A 16,580-nucleotide genomic window follows, 5' to 3' on the forward strand; every position below is an offset into this window, starting at 1 on the left:
CAGCTATGCGGAAAATTCATTGGATAACTATCGTTATTATTTTGCTCATTCCTATTAGCGGAATTTTATTTTATCCATATATGCCTGAAAAAATGGGAACACACTGGCAATTCAGCAAAACCCCCGACGGCTATATGGATAAATTTTCCGGAACATTCGTAACCGCGTTAATTTGCATTGCGTCACCGGCATTTTTATTGTTTATAAACATCGCTGTTTCCGTATTAGCAGATAAAAACAAATCAAAAAGCATCGCCCTGTTTTTCATGGATTATTTCACTTTAATTTTATCCTTGTTTTTGGCAGGCTCATATATCGCTGTGCTCATTTGGAACTGCGGCGTGGATTTCAGTGTTCCAATTTTTATGAGCACAGGTGTCGCTGTATTAATAATATCGATTTTGATGTTAATCATATCCCTTATGCGTCAGCAGCAAAAATCGGAATCTTCTGCAATCACTGAAAATATAAATTTTTCCGACGGCAAATATAAAGACAGCCTGATTGAAATCTCCGGCAATAATATGATTTTCAAAGATTATTATTTCCCGATGGGCAGTAAAAAGGTGAATCTTTCGCAGGTGGATTATGTTAAGGCTCTTAAGCCCACGGTTTGGAATGGCAAATGGCGAATGCATGGCACAGGAGATTTACTTTTCAGAATCTGGTTTCCGGCCGATTATAACAGGCCAAACAGAGATATGATTTTCATATTGAAAATAAAAAATAAATGGACAAAAGTCGGCTTCACAGTTGAAAACTCAAAAGCAGTATCAGTTTTTTTTAAGACAAAAGGATTGTTAAGACAAAATAATTAATTTTGTATCTTTGTGTCTTCGTGACCAGTATAAAAAAATGGAAATAAAAAACGCAAAAATTGAATCATTTTTTAAAAGCTTTACTTTCAGTCTGCTGTTGTGTCTGTTTGGGAGTTATTTTTGTATAACAGGCATAAAATCGCTGATAGAAAAATTTGATTTTGTTCAATTATTATGGCTTGTTTACAATGTAACTATTTCATTGCTGTTCCTGATTCGAAGCCGCCCTTCTGTTGTAAGTATGAATCCTCTGCACTGGATAATCGCACTAATTACATCATTTTCAGGCTTCTTCTTTTCAAGGGCAGATGTAAATCACAATCCAATTATTTTAATATTTTTAGATGCGATGATAATTTTTGCAGTGCTTTTGGGAATCATAACAGCACTTATACTCGGCAGAAGCTATGATTTTCTGCCTGCGTTAAGAGTTGTTAAAACAAAATATATTTACAATCTTGTCAGACACCCAATGTATTTGTCGTCAAGCCTCATTAAGATTGTATATACCTTGAAAAATCCGCTGTATTATAATATTATGCTTTTAGTAGTTGTCATTTTTCTTTATGATAAACGTGCGAAATATGAAGAAAAAGTTTTGTCGAACGATAACTCATATTCGAAATACATGCGAAAAACAAAATGTCGTTTTGTTCCGGGGATTTATTGATTATGAAATTTTTTATTTACATCAGTATAATTTTTTTACAGGCTCAATATGCTTATTCCAAAATTGAATTAGATCATCAGCTGTGTGAGTCAGTTATAAATGCTAAAACATTAACAATTGAGGTTATATCAGTAAATAATGCTTTGACTTCAGATAAAATCATAAAGGATGCGATTAATTATTTTAAGCCCTATATTACCGGCGAAATAAAAATTCTCGATTGCAATAATATAAAATTAAACCTGGGCGATGATAACGCAATTTCAAGAAAGCAAATTGACGAAATCGCAAGTTCTAAAAAACATAACCCAACATGGATAACCATAATCGTTTGCCCAAGTATGGATTTCTTGCAAAGGAAAGGTTTCTTTAATTATACTGCGTTAAAAGACAAGCCAGAATTATGTCAGCAGTTTATAGCTATTAATAAACAAATCTGCGATGCACACGCGGCTTCGATACCCTTTGTTTCATCTGAACAATTAACATCGCTTGTGATTTTGCATGAATTGTGCCATTCTTTGAGGGTTCCCGCTCGAAAAGAACATATGATAAAAGGCAATGCAGGCCATTGTTCGAATCCAAACTGTATTTTATATCCAAAGATTGATTTTATTTCTTCCATGAGTGCAATACTTCATCTTGGGCCACCAAAAAAACTTTGTAAAATGTGCCAGGAAGAAGTTTTTGCAGTGCAAAAAACTGAAAATATTAATAAAAATTAAAATAAGGTTTTATGGAAACAGTTTTAATAATAGAAGATGATTCATCGATGATGCGAGGCTTGAAGGATAACTTCGCTTATGCCGGATATAATGTTTTAACCGCAATGGACGGCGAAAAAGGGCTTGAAGCTGCGCTGAATGCAAAGCCGGATTTGATTCTTCTCGATATTATGCTGCCGAAGATTAACGGCTTTGAAATTTGCAGATTGATACGCAAAGAAAATCTCGATATGCCGATTATAATGCTGACCGCCAAAGGCGAAGAATCGGATATAATCCTCGGCCTCAATCTCGGCGCAGATGATTATGTTACAAAGCCATTCAGTATTAAAGAGCTTCTGGCAAGAGCGGCCGCGTTTTTACGTCGCAGGAAACACAAAGAAAAGGAAAGTTTTAAATTCGGTGATTTTCAGTTCGATATTTCCGCCAGAAAACTCTCGAAAAAAGGAAAAGAAATCGAGCTATCGCCCAAGGAATATAAGCTGCTGGAATTTTTCCTCAAAAAGCAGGGGAAAGCGCTGACCCGTGATGAAATATTGAACGCCGTTTGGGGCTATAACAGCTTTACAGGCCATCGCAGCGTTGACAGATTCGTAACAACCCTGCGAAATAAAATCGAACCCGACGCGGACAATCCCGTCTTTATCCACACACTCCGCGAAATCGGCTATAAATTTTTAGATTGAAATATATCTATGGATGAACAGTTTATGGAACATAAAAAAGTAGCTGAATATTGGAATCAAAACGCCGAGGCATGGACAAAACTTTCCCGAATGGGCTGCGATATTTATCGTGACCATTTAAACACGCCCGCCTTTTTCGAGATACTACCCGATATAAATGGCTTGAACGGTCTGGACATCGGTTGCGGCGAAGGACACAACACACGCAAAGCCGCACAGCTTGGCGCAAAAATGTCCGCTATTGACATCAGTTCTGAATTTATAAAATATGCCAAAGAATCGGAAGCAAAAGAACCGCTCGGCATTGAATACAAAGAAGCAAACGCAATTGCACTGCCATTTGAAGATAATACATTTAATTTCGCGATTGCAAATATGAGTTTTATGGACATACCAGAAACGGATAAAGCCATAAAAGAAGCATATCGAATCTTAAAGCCTGACGGATTTCTCCAGTTTTCAATCAGTCACCCCTGTTTTCACACACCGAAATGGGAATGGTTGACAGGCGAAAACGGCAAACCGATCGCTTTAAAATGTGGCGATTATTTTCACGAATTTAACGGTGAAACTGAAGAATGGATATTCAGTGCTGCGCCGGATGAATTGAAAAATAAATATCCGAAATTTAAAATACCTCGTTTTATGATGCCTTTGAGCAAATGGCTCAATTTGCTTATTGAAACAGGTTTCGCTCTCGATAAATTTTATGAGCCAACGCCCAATGATGAAACTGTCAAAAAATTTCCTTCACTTTCGTACACACAGGTTGTAGCATGGTTTTTGATAATTAGATGCAGAAAATAAGGAAAACTAAAATGAAAAAAATGATTTACACGATTGTAATTATTGGCGGCCTGTTTTTTGTCGGCTGTAACCTCAAAGAAAAATATACCCGAACGGTTGAAATGCCTTTACCAATCAGTAATGGGCAAAAATTGATTGTCAGCACGGATGTCGGCTCAATTACCATTTGCGAAAGCAACCTGCCGCAGCCGAAATTCAATGCGGAAATTATCGGCAAGGGCGAAACCGTCGAAGAAGCCCAAAAAGTCGCCGAGAGCATTAACATAACGGTTGAAAACAACATCAGCGGCAGTGTGAGCCTCGTAATCAAAAAGCCGGTCGAAATAAAAAGCGATTGGTTTTCCGTGAATTATACGATTTATACTCCCGCAAACGTAAATCTCGACTGCAAAACAGACGTCGGCAATATAAACATCAACAACATCAAAGGCGATATCGTCGCATCGTGCGATGTCGGCAATATCAATTGCGCAAATGTCAGCGGAAAATTAGATTTGAAAACCGATGTAGGAGATATTCGCACAGACTACACGCCGGCCGCAGGCATCACTGACGCCAGATTATCCACAGACGTCGGCAGCATCCATTTTAAAGGCCCGGAAAATATGTCTGCTAATATTGATGCAGCCACTGACGTAGGCAATATCAATTCCGACCAGCCCGGCGTAAAGAAAAAAGACGGTTGCGAAGAAAAATTTGACGGCACTATCGGCAAAGGTGAAGGCGATGTAAGATTGCGAACCGATGTCGGCTCGATAAATATTAAATAAGACCTGTTATTAATCACTGAATACGCAGATTACGCTGATTATATTTTAATTATTTCTGTGTAATCCGTGTAATCAGCGATTAAACAAATAGTACAGAAAACCGCTACTGCAAACTATCCGGCTCGACTCTTTGGTCTTTGGGCAGATGTTTTCCGGTGATGTGAATAATCACGCCGGGGATTGAAGTCAGCAGCCAGATAATTCGCTGCGCAAGACCAAGACCAAGCCCCTGCTCTGTCGTAACCTGTGCGACCTGACTGAACAGCCCTTTAAGTCCGAGTTCCATAACGCCCGCCCCGCCCACGCTGATTGGAATAACGCCGATGACCCACGACAGCGGAAAGAAAACATAATAATATTTGACGTGCGCTTCGATGCCCAGATTCCTGCCGACTAAATACAAACCGAAAATCGGAAGCGACTGACATACAAAGCCAAGCAGTATCGCGAAAAACAGCGTCAACGGCTTGCTGCAATATAATTTTACCGCATTTACAATTTGATTGCGCCACATCTTCCACTTCATCATAAAAATAAAACCGTACATCAGCAGCTTAGGCCGAAATTTTCGGCTCTTGAACATAATAAACAGCGTCAGCGCAGCCAGCACTAAAAGCCCGACAACGCCGATTACGAGTTTGATTAAAAGAGATACGATATTAAATTGAAAATCCAGATGCGTCCCGCTATCGCCGGATGGTATGAGCCAGTAAGCCAGAAAAATCAGACTGAACGTACAAAACGTCCCGATGCACCTGTCAACAAAAACGCTCAACACTGCTTCAAGTTTTTTATCCGTATGCTTCGTAACATACCACGCGCGAAGAGCGTCGCCGCCGACGGAACTCGGCAGACAATTATTATAAAACAAACCGAGGAAGTGAAGTTTGACTGCCTGAATATAGGAAATTGCAATTTGCTGGGCGCGCAGCAGGAGCAGCCATCGAAAAACAAAAATTAATTGCCCTGCCAGACTAAGCGCAATCGCGGCGATAATGACAGACACATTCAGCTTGCTGAAATTACCGATAAGTTCTTTTATATTTACGCCTTTGAACGCAAAACATAAAGCTGCCGCCGCTATCAGAAGCCTGATAAGATTTGCCGTGTGTTTATTTGCTTTCTTTTTTGTCGCCAAAACTTTCCCTTTAAATTTGAATCGAGGTATGATAATCTGTAAAACATTATTAATCAAGATTTAAAGGAACTTAAATTGTCAGCAAATAAAGAAATCGAGTTGGGCACGAATTTTGAACCGAAATTTGACGCAAACGGCCTTATCACAGCCATTTCGCAGGACGCAAACACCGGCGACGTTCTAATGGTCGCGTATATGAATAAAGAGGCTTTGGATTTGACAATCCAGACCGGCAACGCTGTATTTTACAGTCGCAGCAGAAAGAAACTCTGGAAGAAAGGCGAGGAAAGCGGCCACGTCCAGAAAGTAAAACAGATTTTAGCAGACTGCGACCAGGATTGTTTGATTTTGAAAGTTGAAGTTGACCAGGGACAGTGCCACGTCGGTTATCAATCGTGCTTTTACAGAGCATTGAAAAAAGGCACAAAAGCAGAACTGGAATTCATCGCAGAAAAAGTGTACGACCCCGAACAGGCATACAAGAAAAAATAATATGCTTTACGATTTACGGCGAAAAATCTTACAGATGCTCTGCCACATATAATCCAACAGAAGCAGGGACGACACTAAAGCTATTTTCGCCATTTGCCAGCAAGTGAGAAGACCGCCGTTGTGTATCGTCTTAAATACCTTAACGACTTGTGCCGGCCGATACCAAAAACGACGGCGAATCCGATTGCGAATCTGTTTTAGTCTCTGCCTGCCAAATTCTTTAGAGTATATGTTTCCCTTTTCGTTGATCCAGTAGCCGGGCGTACTTTCAACCAATTCTCGCAACGGCGTGAACTTATCCACGCGAAGCTTGCTCAAGTTAATCATATGCACGCCAAGTTCTCTGGCGAAGTCAGGTATGGCCAGCATTTCCTCTTCAGTCTCACCAACATTGCCATAGATAAAGTATGCGTGGTAAAAGAATGGGAAATTTCTAAATACTTTAAAAGCATCACGAATCTGCTGTGTGTTAAAGCCCTTGTTCATCTGTTCGAGGATTCTATCGCTTGCCGATTCAATACCCATCAGCAGTACACGAAATCCTGCTTTGTACGCTTTTTCCAGCATACGCGGATGTTTGGACGCTTCGATTCTTGCATTGGCAAAGTATAATTTTTTGATTCCTCGTTCGATAATGAGATCGCATATACGCTCGGCGCGAGTTGAATTGACGAAGAAATTATCGTCAGCGAAAATAATCATATCGCCCCTGCTCGCTTCGATTTCATCTACCACCGACTCCGGCGTTCGAGCGACATACTCACGCTTCTGCCCCAGAGGATTCATACTGAATGTACAAAATTTGCATTTGTATGGGCATCCTCGTGAACCAAGAATAGTATCAAACTCTATCGGCAGCAGCTTTACGCCGTGCAAGACGGGAAAATATCGGCTTTGCCGCAGGCTTCTGTCCGGCGGTAAAATATCTTCTATCGGCTGGAGCGGCCGGTTTGGATTGTGAATAATTTTGCCATCGCGTCTGTATGACAAACCGAGAATTTGTTCCCACGGCAGTCCATCCGCAAGCTCCTGAATGGTCTGCTCGCCCTCTCCGCGAACAACAACATCTACATTGCTGCATCGCAGAAAAATATCTTCAACTCTATCGGTTGCCTCGCGCCCGCCGACAACGGTTGTTTTACCAGCAGGTAATTGGTTTATATAATTACAAACTTTGTCGTACTGTGCTCGCCAGCCGATACTGATGCAAATCAAATCGATTTTGTTCGTGATGAACTCGAACATTTTTTGAGGCGGTTGTAAAGTTCGCTTATGACGGAGGTCGATTAAGCTGATTTCGCCAACGTGCCCTTTTAACGCGGTCGCTATATATTCCAACCCTGTCGGGGGAAAGAAGTCCAGACCAGTCCCTTTGTCCTTGGGAAAATAAGGATACAGGCATAGTGCATGGTGATATTTATGATGCTCTGCTATATTTTGTTCCTGAATTAAAAATTCAGCAAAAAATCATTTTTGCTTACTCACCTCTATTTATCCTATCCGTTCCGCACATAAAAAACCACTATTATTTTAATTTCTTTTAATAACTGTGAAGGCCTGCGAAAATTCTTGAGAAATTCACAATGATTACGCCAAATATTATCATCAAAAACGCTATGATACCCCAGAGGCAATTCAATTGCAAAAATTTTGGGCCGTAAAATTTTCTGAAAATTATAAATGCCAGATAAACAAACCACACAGCAAGCGAAAAAGTCTCTTTCGGGTCCCAACTCCACCAGTTTCCCCACGCCGATGCCGCCCATATACTGCCTATAATAATGCCTGCCGTCAGCAGAGGAAAACCAAGACATATCAATCTATACGCCTCGTTTTCCATTTCAGCGTTTTTGCTCAACAGGCATTTGCCTGAAAAATATGCAGCCTGCAAAAAAAAAACATAAGAAAGAAGACTCGCGAAAATATGCGGCACAAAATAAATGCTTTTGAGGTTATGCGATTTAACCGGCAGGATCCGCGAATAAAAAATTAAAACCACAACAGCCAAAAGAAAAACCGAAACGATAATGTCTTTTTTACTCCATCTAAACCACATCCGGATTGTTAAATATATTTGCCTTGCACTACCGAACTCCAAAACCATCGCGACAAACAACAATGCCAAACTAATTAATAGGCTTTCCCCCGGTATAGTGCTGAAAAACGCCCCGCACCAGCCCGCTCCCATCATAGAACCAATAACGCAAACCATTGCTGCAAAAAGCGTTAAGACAATATTTGCCCAAAGACACAGTCTTTTCAAACCATCCATAGCCATACCTTAATATATATGATAACTTTACCTACAAAACCGGTCTACTTACAACATTAAAATGCTATTGCATAAATTTTAATTGTTACTATAATACCGTCTTTCACGAACTATATAACATAATAAAACTTTACAATAGCTGAATTTATATTAGGAGCAAAAATAAAATGACAGTAGTAAGTCAGCCCAAAATCGACATCTTAAGTGCTGAAAACATCACGATGGAAGATATTCTCGCCACAACAGATTTCGTAAACTCAAGTGAAAAAACCCGGTTGTCGTTTACCGAAAGAGCCGAGCAGGAAATTTCGAAGTCCGGCAAGAAAAATTATCTGGCTCTCGGTGCTGCGATGGCAGTGCTTGGCAAATACGCAAAGGCTGTTGAACTGCTGGAAAAGGCTGACGAAAGCAAAGAGAAACATCTTGAGCTTGCGTTCTGTCTGCGAAAAATCTGCCAGTTTGACAAGGCAATCGAAGCGTTGGATAAAGCCGCAAAGGCTGGCGCAGACGCTTTGGCTGTCAATTGCGCAAAGGCATCTGTTTACCGTATTAAAGGCGATTTGGATGCCGCTGCAAAAATACTGAAGAACTGCGAAAATTTCCAGAAGGTAAGCGCGTTGTATCATTACACGCTCGCAAGACAACTCCAGGCCTGCGGCGAATACGACCTCGCGATTGAAAACTTTGAAGAGGCGACTGAAATAAACCCGAATTATTCGAAGGCGCTGTTCCATCTGGCTTTCATTCTCGACCTTCGCGGCGAAGAAGAAGCAGCTCTTGACTATTATAAACAGCTTACTAACAACGGCGCTCCTTATGTAAACGCTCTGCTGAATATGGCTGTGCTTTACGAAGATTCCAGCCAGTTCGACAAGGCGTTGTACGCGGTCAATCAGGTGCTCAAATATCATCCGAACAATCAGCGGGCAATCCTTTTCAAAAGAGACATCGACAGCTCAAAGACAATGTTCTACGATGAAGAGATTGAAAAGAACAAAGACCAGCAGACAAAGATTCTCGAAACTCCGATTTCAGATTTTGAACTGTCAGTTCGCAGCCGTAACTGTCTCAAGAAGATGAACATCAACTCAATCGGCGACCTGCTGAAAATCAGCGAGACAGAGCTGCTGGCATACAAAAACTTCGGCGAAACATCGCTTACAGAAATCAAAGCTATGCTCGAATCGAGAGGGTTAAGGCTCGGTATGGCAGCAGAAGGCAAATTCCCTGAAGATTTGTCTAAGATAGGATTTGAAGACGAAGGCGACGACGATCTCGACGATGAAATGCTTACAAAATCGGTAGAAGACTTCGGCCTTTCAGTTCGCGCCAAAAACTGCCTGTCGCAATTAAACATAAAAACTCTCGGCGAGCTGGTATCAAAAACAGAAGCCGAACTTATGGGCGTAAAAAATTTCGGAGCAACGAGTCTTTCGGAAATAAGACAGATGCTCGACAGTCTTGGATTAGACCTTAGAAAAATAGAGTAAACTACCCGTGACGAAAAAATTAAAAAACAGGATGTTTAAGCATTACGTAATCAGCTTTGTAGCTATTGGGGTTTTTATTCTCGCGATTTGCTGCTATTCGCCCAGTGTCCCGATATCGAATTTGAGTGCACAGACTCCGGAAATGTACGCTGTAAAGGTACTGCTCGATGACAGCGCACAGAAAATCAGCTTCAACGCTCGTGGCGATTACAGGGTTGTAGACCCGCAAACCATTTCTGTCATAAGTGAAATACACGCATCGAGTTTTGTCACTATCACCGTCGACAGCAACTGCATAAAGGTCGGCTTCAAAAAATACGACAGCAGGCATCTCATATTCCAGCCTGCTTCGGAAACGCCTTTCGCGATTAATAATAACGTGCCCTACCACGGCACTCTTGAACTTATCGTCAATCAGGATAACAAAACAATGCAGGTCATCAACGGCGTTTCGCTCGAAGACTACATCGCAGGCGTTGTCGCTTCTGAAATGCCCAGCTACTGGGAATCCGAAGCGTTAAAAACGCAGGCAATCGCCGCAAGAACTTATGTTTTGTATATCAAGTCGAAGTTCGGAAAAAATCGGCCGTGGGACGTAAAAGCAACACAGGCCAATCAGGTTTATAAAGGTATGCGTGCCGAAACAATGCGGACAAACGACGCGGTAACGAGCACTTCAGGAATGGTATTAAGCTGCCAGCAGGACACTGGCGACTGGGATATATTCCCCACTTATTACAGTTCCGTCTGCGGCGGCCACACAGAAAACAGCGTCAACGTTTTTGGCGACGAGTTTTTCCCGCTTCAGGGCGCTGATTGTCCATGGTGCAGATTCAACACCAAGCCGAGTTTATTTTACTGGCCGGACGTAACATTAGACAAACAGACAGTAACCAAAAATATTTTCGCTCGCTACCCAACGTTAAAGGAACTTGGCAGCATCGATAAAATCGAACCTGCCAAGAGCAGCACATATACCGGCGGATTGTCAAGAATCACCAGCGTCAGACTAACCGGCTCAACAGGAAAAATCGGCTACCTTCGCGGCGAAGATATGAGATTAGCAATCGACCCGACAGGCTCGGCAATTCAAAGCACATGCTGCACGATAATCACAATGAAGGATGAATATCTCTTCATCGCAGGCAAAGGTTTCGGCCACGGGGTCGGCCTCTGTCAATATGGCGCACGCGAAATGGCAAGACAGGGTAAAACATACAAGGAAATCCTCGACTTCTATTACCCCGGCAACAGAATCAAATTACTGTATTAATTTCGCCGAAGACGGTTCCGCAAATATTCAATCTTCAATATTAAATTCGCAGTGCGTTCACTGACATTGCGTAATTTTATTATGTGGGGAATTTAGTAATGACACAAAACAGAAAGATGTCCTTTGGCCGTTTTGATTACGCGGCGTTTACATCTTTTATCACGTATGCTTCAGGCTCTGTCGTCGTACCAATAGCGTTGGTCGCTCTGGCAGACGAACTCGGCTTCTCACTCAAGAGCGGCGGATTCTCCGCAGGCGGCGCTCTTCAGCTTGGCCGGTCGATTCCAATGGTGCTTGCGATGCTCGTTTGCGGTTTCGCCGCAGGCAGATGGGGCAAACGCAAAACAATGGGATGGTCGATTATACTGATGGGCACAGGCATCGGCCTTTGCGCAATCGCCCCGCTTTACGGCATTTTATTTTTAGGTCTGATGATTGCCGGCATCGGCGAAGGCGTTATTGAAGGACTCGCAACGCCCTTCATTCAGGATTTGCACACCGACCAGCCCGGCCGGTATATCAACTTCACACATTCGTTCTGGTCTGTCGGCGTTCTGGCGACGGTTCTCATTTCCGGTGCACTGCTTTCGCTCGGCGTTTCATGGCGATTAATCATCGGCGCGGTTTCACTATCTGCAATAATTCCCGCGTTACTGATGCTCTTGCACATCGGCAAAAAATATCCCGAACACACCGAGCCGATTCACTGGACAGTCGTGCGCAATCAGGCCGTTGAAATTATCAAAACGCCGCGTTTTTGGTTTTTTTTCACTGCGATGTTCCTCGCAGGCGGCGGCGAATTTTGCCTTACGTTCTGGACGGCAAGTTACATCCAGTTAAACTTTTCCGCCTCGGCATGGGCAGCTGGAGCAGGCACTGCGTTTTTCGCCGCTGGTATGATTCTCGGCCGAACAGGCTGGGGATACCTGCTGCATCAAAGTCATTTGAAACAGTTGATAGTTTACTCCGCAATCGCCGGAACGGTTATTACACTTGCGTTTCCGATACTGACAAATCTTTGGCTGTTTTTTGTTTTACTGTTTTTTAGCGGTATCGCGTCCGCACCGTTTTGGCCGAGCGTGCAAAGCTACTGTGCCGATTGTATGCCGAAATCTGACACGACGATGTTATTTATTTTATTGTCGTGTGCCGGCGTCCCCGGCTGCGGATTTTTCACCTGGCTGATGGGCTTCATCGGCAACCACAGCGCCAACGGCCTTGCAAATGCGTTTTATATCGTCCCGGCATGTTATATTTTATTAGCCGGAATCATTAGTTTATGCTGGAATATGAATAAAAAATAATCTGTTAGCCCATCGATTTATTTGATGGGTTGTTTAGCCGCTTTCGGCATTTTAATCCTCGATTCTCAGGCTTTAGCCTGCCAATTATTTGGCAGGTCGAGAAATCTTTAAAAACAGTAATTCCAAAAAATTGATTTTTGATATTTTAATTCGTAGACGGGTTTAGCCAAAAATCCTTTCTATGACCAAGTTTACATAAGTTCTTGCGTGGCGAAAGTGTATAATTGGGTTGGTATTGCCGATGTAATTAGTTGTCGATTTGCCGAATTTTGATGAAGTTTGTCTTGGCCATCTGCTTGGACAAAATGTACAAAAAACAACAGATTCCAGTGGACGGTCACAGAACAAAAACAGCCATAACACGCATAACACATTATTGATGAAATCTCCAATACCCTCAAGGGGAGTCGAACCCGTCAAAGAAAATAGCCAAGCAATTACAAGTAAAGAAGTTATGAAAAATGAATCAATCGACTTGACCGATTGCTTGGCCGCTAAAAATCAGACTAATTTAAAGAAGGTAATTGAAGCATGGCCTAAGCTATCTGAGTATATTCAAAAGGCAATTTTAGCGTTGGTTGGGTAGCTTAGACTAATATAGCTAACGAGCCTGAATTATAAACAGCCAGCGCCTCCGGTTATGAGTTCCCAATTCACGTTTTATAAGTATTTAGCAATAAATGATTAATGATTGCACAATAAAGACTTATGTATCCTGGCCGTAGCTAAAAGTCAACCGCACTCCAAAAATACATGGCAGTTGCAAATCAAAGACTTGGATTAATCCATTATAAATGCTTTGTATTAACTGAACTTTTTATTTTTGGCAAAATTAATATAATGTGATAAAGTACTTGTTGTTTGTCATAAATGCGTGTGAAGGTTCTAATGAAGGATTTTGATTTATCGCCTGTTGACCCATTACCTGGCATAATGCAAAGTCTAATCAAATCAGATTTAACAAAAGCATTTGTTTCAGCTAACATTATTACCGCTATAGAAATTGACAGCTATGGTCGAACGGAAATAAAAGCACAAACTTGGGATGAGTACTGGGATATCCGAGGCAATATACCAGAGGCAGATTCTTTCGTAAATTTCGAAAAGGCTCGAAATGAATATTTTCAATATAGTTTTAAGTCAGAATACATTAGAGAGTATTGCTTCAGATTTTTCACTTTATTGGTTAAATGGCTCAATCACCGAAAGGAATTCAAATCTAAAGAATTATTAAGTAAATTGCTGTCTTTAGAGAATTTTGTAATACGTTGGCACAACAAAGAGGCTGGGATGGCCGCAGGTACAACGAGTCATAGAAATCCCGCTTATCTTCTTTCCCGTTTAGGTAAAACAACTTTTAATGAAGACCCAAAATATTTACCATTGATCATGCTCAAGTGCTTATCCAGCAATAACCTCTTTTACCATTATCGTCAATACCGAATTTCTAACGAACCAAATTTTTCAATTTTTACATATCCTGCAGTAAACCTTAACAATAGAAATGAATCTTTCGCATTGATCGAATCCTTGACACAAGGATTTTCACAAAAGTCAGACCCAAGAAGCAAACAAAGAGCTCAACTTTTGGCAGAAACTGCAATACATCCATTTCTTAAATTTTCATTGGAGAAAGATAATGACAAAAAAGAAGTCAATATTGTTGATATAGGTAGTGGCAGCGGCATAATGCTTAAATATATTTGGGAATATATCTTGAGTAAAGATCCCAATGCCAAAGAAAATTGGTATTTGAATGGTTCCTTAATAGGCTTAAGAGTTCATAATCCTGCTCGTCATTTTTCTAAAGGCCAAATTAGAAAAAATATGGCATACCTTGATTATCGACAGACGGACTACATTGATTGGATAAACAAACAGACTGAACCTTTTAAATTTGATGTTGCTTTAGTGTGTCGTCTGCTAAACAATATCAGTATATTCGACATCGAACATTCAGACGACGAAGGAATGTTGTGGCATATTTCAGGCCAACAGTATTCACCCGATATTATAGTTAGTAAAAAATATAATCCAGTTCATTGCCTAACTCCGGAAAAATATTGCCCTGAAAACCTTATCCATACTAATGGTCGAACCAGATTATCAGAAAATAGTTCTGCATATAGAGTACTGTCTTTAACAGACTACTACAAAGCAATAGCATTTTGTCTCGGCAGGGATATCAATGATGAATTGTTTTTTTATCCAGTCCGAAAATTTAATGAAAATTCTTTATTGAATTATACGGGCCAAAGCATTATTGGAAAATTATCAAGCATTTCCAAGCTAACTGTTATCGAAGATGTTGATCTCACAGCAAATTATTTATTCAAGCATATCCAAAATTATAGATTGGACATTGCCGCAACTACAATCAATTCTGATTCACAATATTCCTCTCAAGTCCTCGCAGTATGTAATAAAAAGTATGAAAATCTATTGCCGGGAGCTAAATTATGTTAAAAGTAATTACAAAAGAACGCAAAACCAATTTTCTTACACCATCCGGTTTGCGATGTTTAGCAAATCTGCCTACAATAAATATTTCTGCCGGTTGTGCACACAATTGCGTTTATTGTTATAGCAAAGGATATTCAATTTATCCCGGCGATAATTTTATTGAAGTTTATGAAAATATGGCTGCAAGGATCGCTGATGAGATTAAACGGAATCGCAAGAAACCGGCAGCAATCTACTTCTGCCCTTCCTGTGACCCATTTCAATCATTGCCTCAAATTCAACAACTTACTTTTGAGGTTATGAAAATCATATTGGAGAACGATATTGGTGTGCAGTTTGTTACCAAAGGACACATATCTGAAGAAATCTTTGATTTATTTAAAAAGCATAGTTCAAAAATAGCTGGCCAGATAGGATTAATCTCTGCTGATGAAAACATTTTAAGTGTATTTGAGCCTAATGCCGCACATATATCTCAGCGAATTAATCAACTCAAAAAATTAATAGAAATCGGAATTAAAATGTCCGTACGTTGCGACCCTATGCTATATGGCGTTACCGATTCCAATGAACAGTTACAAAAATTATTTTCAATGATTGCTAATACAGGTTGTAAAGAAGCTGCCAGTAGCTTTCTTTTTCTAAGGCCTGCAATCACTGCCAGTCTCAAAAAAAATATTCACGATATATCACTATTAAATAAAGTCTTGGAACCTTTTTCAAAAACCGTTTCTCTACCAATCGGCACTAAAAATTCAACGGGGATTTTTTTGCCGGTAGCGATCAGAAAATCAGCATTTGAAAAGATTATTAAAATAGCAAACAGCTTTGGCATCAGTACACATATTTGCGGTTGCAAAAATTGTGACATTACATCTGAAAGTTGTTATATCACACGCGAACGTAAAGATTATCAACCTCATCTTTTTAAAATCTCGTGATGAGCAAATATTTCATACACCTAACTATTTTATATAAAATAACTTATAGTTCATTCCAACGAAATTGTTTGAGTTAGATTTGCAGAAATGTTACGATTTTTCGACTATGAAACAAAAACTATGGCTCACAATTATCACTTGTCTGGCGTATTGTATTGACAAAGAACTCTACAAGGCTATCGAATATCTTAAAGAGCAAGTGAGAGTTTTAAAGGAACTTCAGGAAAAAGATAAACGTATCCTTCTGAATGATAACCAACGAATGCGATTAGCACGAAAAGCAAAAGAGCTAACCAGAAAGCTCCTTGAAGAAACATCCCTTCTCTTCTCACCGGATACAATTCTCGGTTGGTATATAAAATTAATCGCGAAAAAGTACGATGGAAACACATACACTCATAAAAAAGTGGGCAGACCAAATACTTATATACAGACTGTTCACTGGGTACTTAAACTAAAATCGGAGAACAACTCATGGGGCAGCCAGAAAATTTGCGATTGTTTACAGAATCTCGGTTTTGATATTTCCAGAACTACTGTAAGAAACATTCTGCTGGCAAATGGTTACGACCCGGAACCAAACAAAAAACGGCTCTTCCGGCAAATGAGTTGGTAGGGTTGCAAAAAAAGGACATAGCATTATTATAGGTGGAAAAAAATAAACCACCTATTGGAGTATAAAGCTATGTCCACAAGTCTGTTGTATCATACCTTTGGTATTCGTTCTGTGC

At 40.5% G+C, this 16,580-nt stretch carries 17 protein-coding genes; 14 read left to right on the plus strand and 3 right to left on the minus strand.

The genetic code is table 11. The annotated features are described in order from the left end of the window. Positions 1-5: 5 nt before the first annotated feature. The 6 genes from LLF92_11505 to LLF92_11530 are packed head-to-tail and all read left to right on the plus strand — an operon-like array spanning position 6 to position 4,476. On the plus strand, positions 6-818 hold the full coding sequence (locus tag LLF92_11505; protein MCE5341731.1) for a DUF1648 domain-containing protein: 813 nt from the start codon (positions 6-8) through the stop codon (positions 816-818). Positions 819-855: 37 nt separating this feature from the next. Beyond that, a complete protein-coding gene (locus LLF92_11510) occupies positions 856-1,488 on the plus strand; it encodes a hypothetical protein (protein MCE5341732.1) in 633 nt (210 codons plus the stop codon). 2 nt (positions 1,489-1,490) lie between these two features. After that, positions 1,491-2,213, plus strand: coding sequence for a hypothetical protein (locus LLF92_11515; GenBank protein ID MCE5341733.1), 723 nt, complete (start codon positions 1,491-1,493; stop codon positions 2,211-2,213). Positions 2,214-2,224: 11 nt separating this feature from the next. Beyond that, the gene (locus LLF92_11520; protein ID MCE5341734.1) at positions 2,225-2,899 is read left to right on the plus strand and encodes a response regulator transcription factor; all 675 of its coding nucleotides are present in this window, start codon (positions 2,225-2,227) and stop codon (positions 2,897-2,899) included. Positions 2,900-2,923: 24 nt separating this feature from the next. Next, positions 2,924-3,706, plus strand: a complete 783-nt coding sequence (locus tag LLF92_11525; protein ID MCE5341735.1) for a class I SAM-dependent methyltransferase — start codon at positions 2,924-2,926, stop codon at positions 3,704-3,706. A gap of 11 nt (positions 3,707-3,717) precedes the next feature. Continuing rightward, on the plus strand, positions 3,718-4,476 hold the full coding sequence (locus LLF92_11530) for a DUF4097 domain-containing protein (protein MCE5341736.1): 759 nt from the start codon (positions 3,718-3,720) through the stop codon (positions 4,474-4,476). Positions 4,477-4,579: 103 nt separating this feature from the next. Here LLF92_11530 and LLF92_11535 read toward each other — a convergent pair whose 3' ends face one another. After that, positions 4,580-5,614: a flippase-like domain-containing protein gene (locus LLF92_11535; GenBank protein ID MCE5341737.1), complete on the minus strand. Its 1,035-nt coding sequence runs from the start codon at positions 5,612-5,614 to the stop codon at positions 4,580-4,582. Between the two features lie 75 nt (positions 5,615-5,689). Between LLF92_11535 and hisI the strand changes: the two genes are divergently transcribed. After that, entirely contained in the window at positions 5,690-6,106 is a 417-nt protein-coding gene (gene hisI / locus LLF92_11540; GenBank protein MCE5341738.1) for a phosphoribosyl-AMP cyclohydrolase, read from the plus strand. A gap of 6 nt (positions 6,107-6,112) precedes the next feature. Here the strand turns inward: hisI and LLF92_11545 are convergent, their stop codons facing one another. Continuing rightward, the gene (locus tag LLF92_11545; GenBank protein ID MCE5341739.1) at positions 6,113-7,444 is read right to left on the minus strand and encodes a B12-binding domain-containing radical SAM protein; all 1,332 of its coding nucleotides are present in this window, start codon (positions 7,442-7,444) and stop codon (positions 6,113-6,115) included. Positions 7,445-7,646: 202 nt separating this feature from the next. Beyond that, positions 7,647-8,378 (minus strand): cytochrome c biogenesis protein CcsA, encoded by a 732-nt coding sequence (gene ccsA, locus LLF92_11550; GenBank protein ID MCE5341740.1) that lies wholly within the window; start codon positions 8,376-8,378, stop codon positions 7,647-7,649. 167 nt (positions 8,379-8,545) lie between these two features. Between ccsA and LLF92_11555 the strand changes: the two genes are divergently transcribed. The 7 genes from LLF92_11555 to LLF92_11585 all read left to right on the plus strand — a co-directional run bounded on the left by LLF92_11555 (position 8,546) and on the right by LLF92_11585 (position 16,465). Further along, positions 8,546-9,868 (plus strand): tetratricopeptide repeat protein, encoded by a 1,323-nt coding sequence (locus LLF92_11555; protein MCE5341741.1) that lies wholly within the window; start codon positions 8,546-8,548, stop codon positions 9,866-9,868. Positions 9,869-9,899: 31 nt separating this feature from the next. Next, positions 9,900-11,141, plus strand: a complete 1,242-nt coding sequence (locus tag LLF92_11560) for a SpoIID/LytB domain-containing protein (GenBank protein ID MCE5341742.1) — start codon at positions 9,900-9,902, stop codon at positions 11,139-11,141. A 98-nt stretch (positions 11,142-11,239) separates the two neighbouring features. Continuing rightward, complete coding sequence (locus LLF92_11565) at positions 11,240-12,445, plus strand: MFS transporter (protein MCE5341743.1); 1,206 nt, start codon at positions 11,240-11,242, stop codon at positions 12,443-12,445. Between the two features lie 259 nt (positions 12,446-12,704). Beyond that, positions 12,705-13,031, plus strand: coding sequence for a hypothetical protein (locus tag LLF92_11570; protein MCE5341744.1), 327 nt, complete (start codon positions 12,705-12,707; stop codon positions 13,029-13,031). Between the two features lie 302 nt (positions 13,032-13,333). Beyond that, entirely contained in the window at positions 13,334-14,911 is a 1,578-nt protein-coding gene (locus tag LLF92_11575) for a hypothetical protein (protein ID MCE5341745.1), read from the plus strand. After that, positions 14,905-15,849 (plus strand): radical SAM protein, encoded by a 945-nt coding sequence (locus LLF92_11580; protein MCE5341746.1) that lies wholly within the window; start codon positions 14,905-14,907, stop codon positions 15,847-15,849. The genes LLF92_11575 and LLF92_11580 overlap by 7 nt, the downstream gene beginning before the upstream one ends. 106 nt (positions 15,850-15,955) lie before the next feature. After that, positions 15,956-16,465 carry a hypothetical protein gene (locus LLF92_11585; protein MCE5341747.1) on the plus strand — a complete coding sequence of 170 codons (510 nt, stop codon included), beginning with the start codon at positions 15,956-15,958 and terminating at the stop codon, positions 16,463-16,465. The last annotated feature ends 115 nt before the right edge of the window (positions 16,466-16,580 follow it).

Source organism: Planctomycetaceae bacterium, assembly GCA_021371795.1.
Taxonomy (GTDB): Bacteria; Planctomycetota; Phycisphaerae; order Sedimentisphaerales; family UBA12454; genus UBA12454.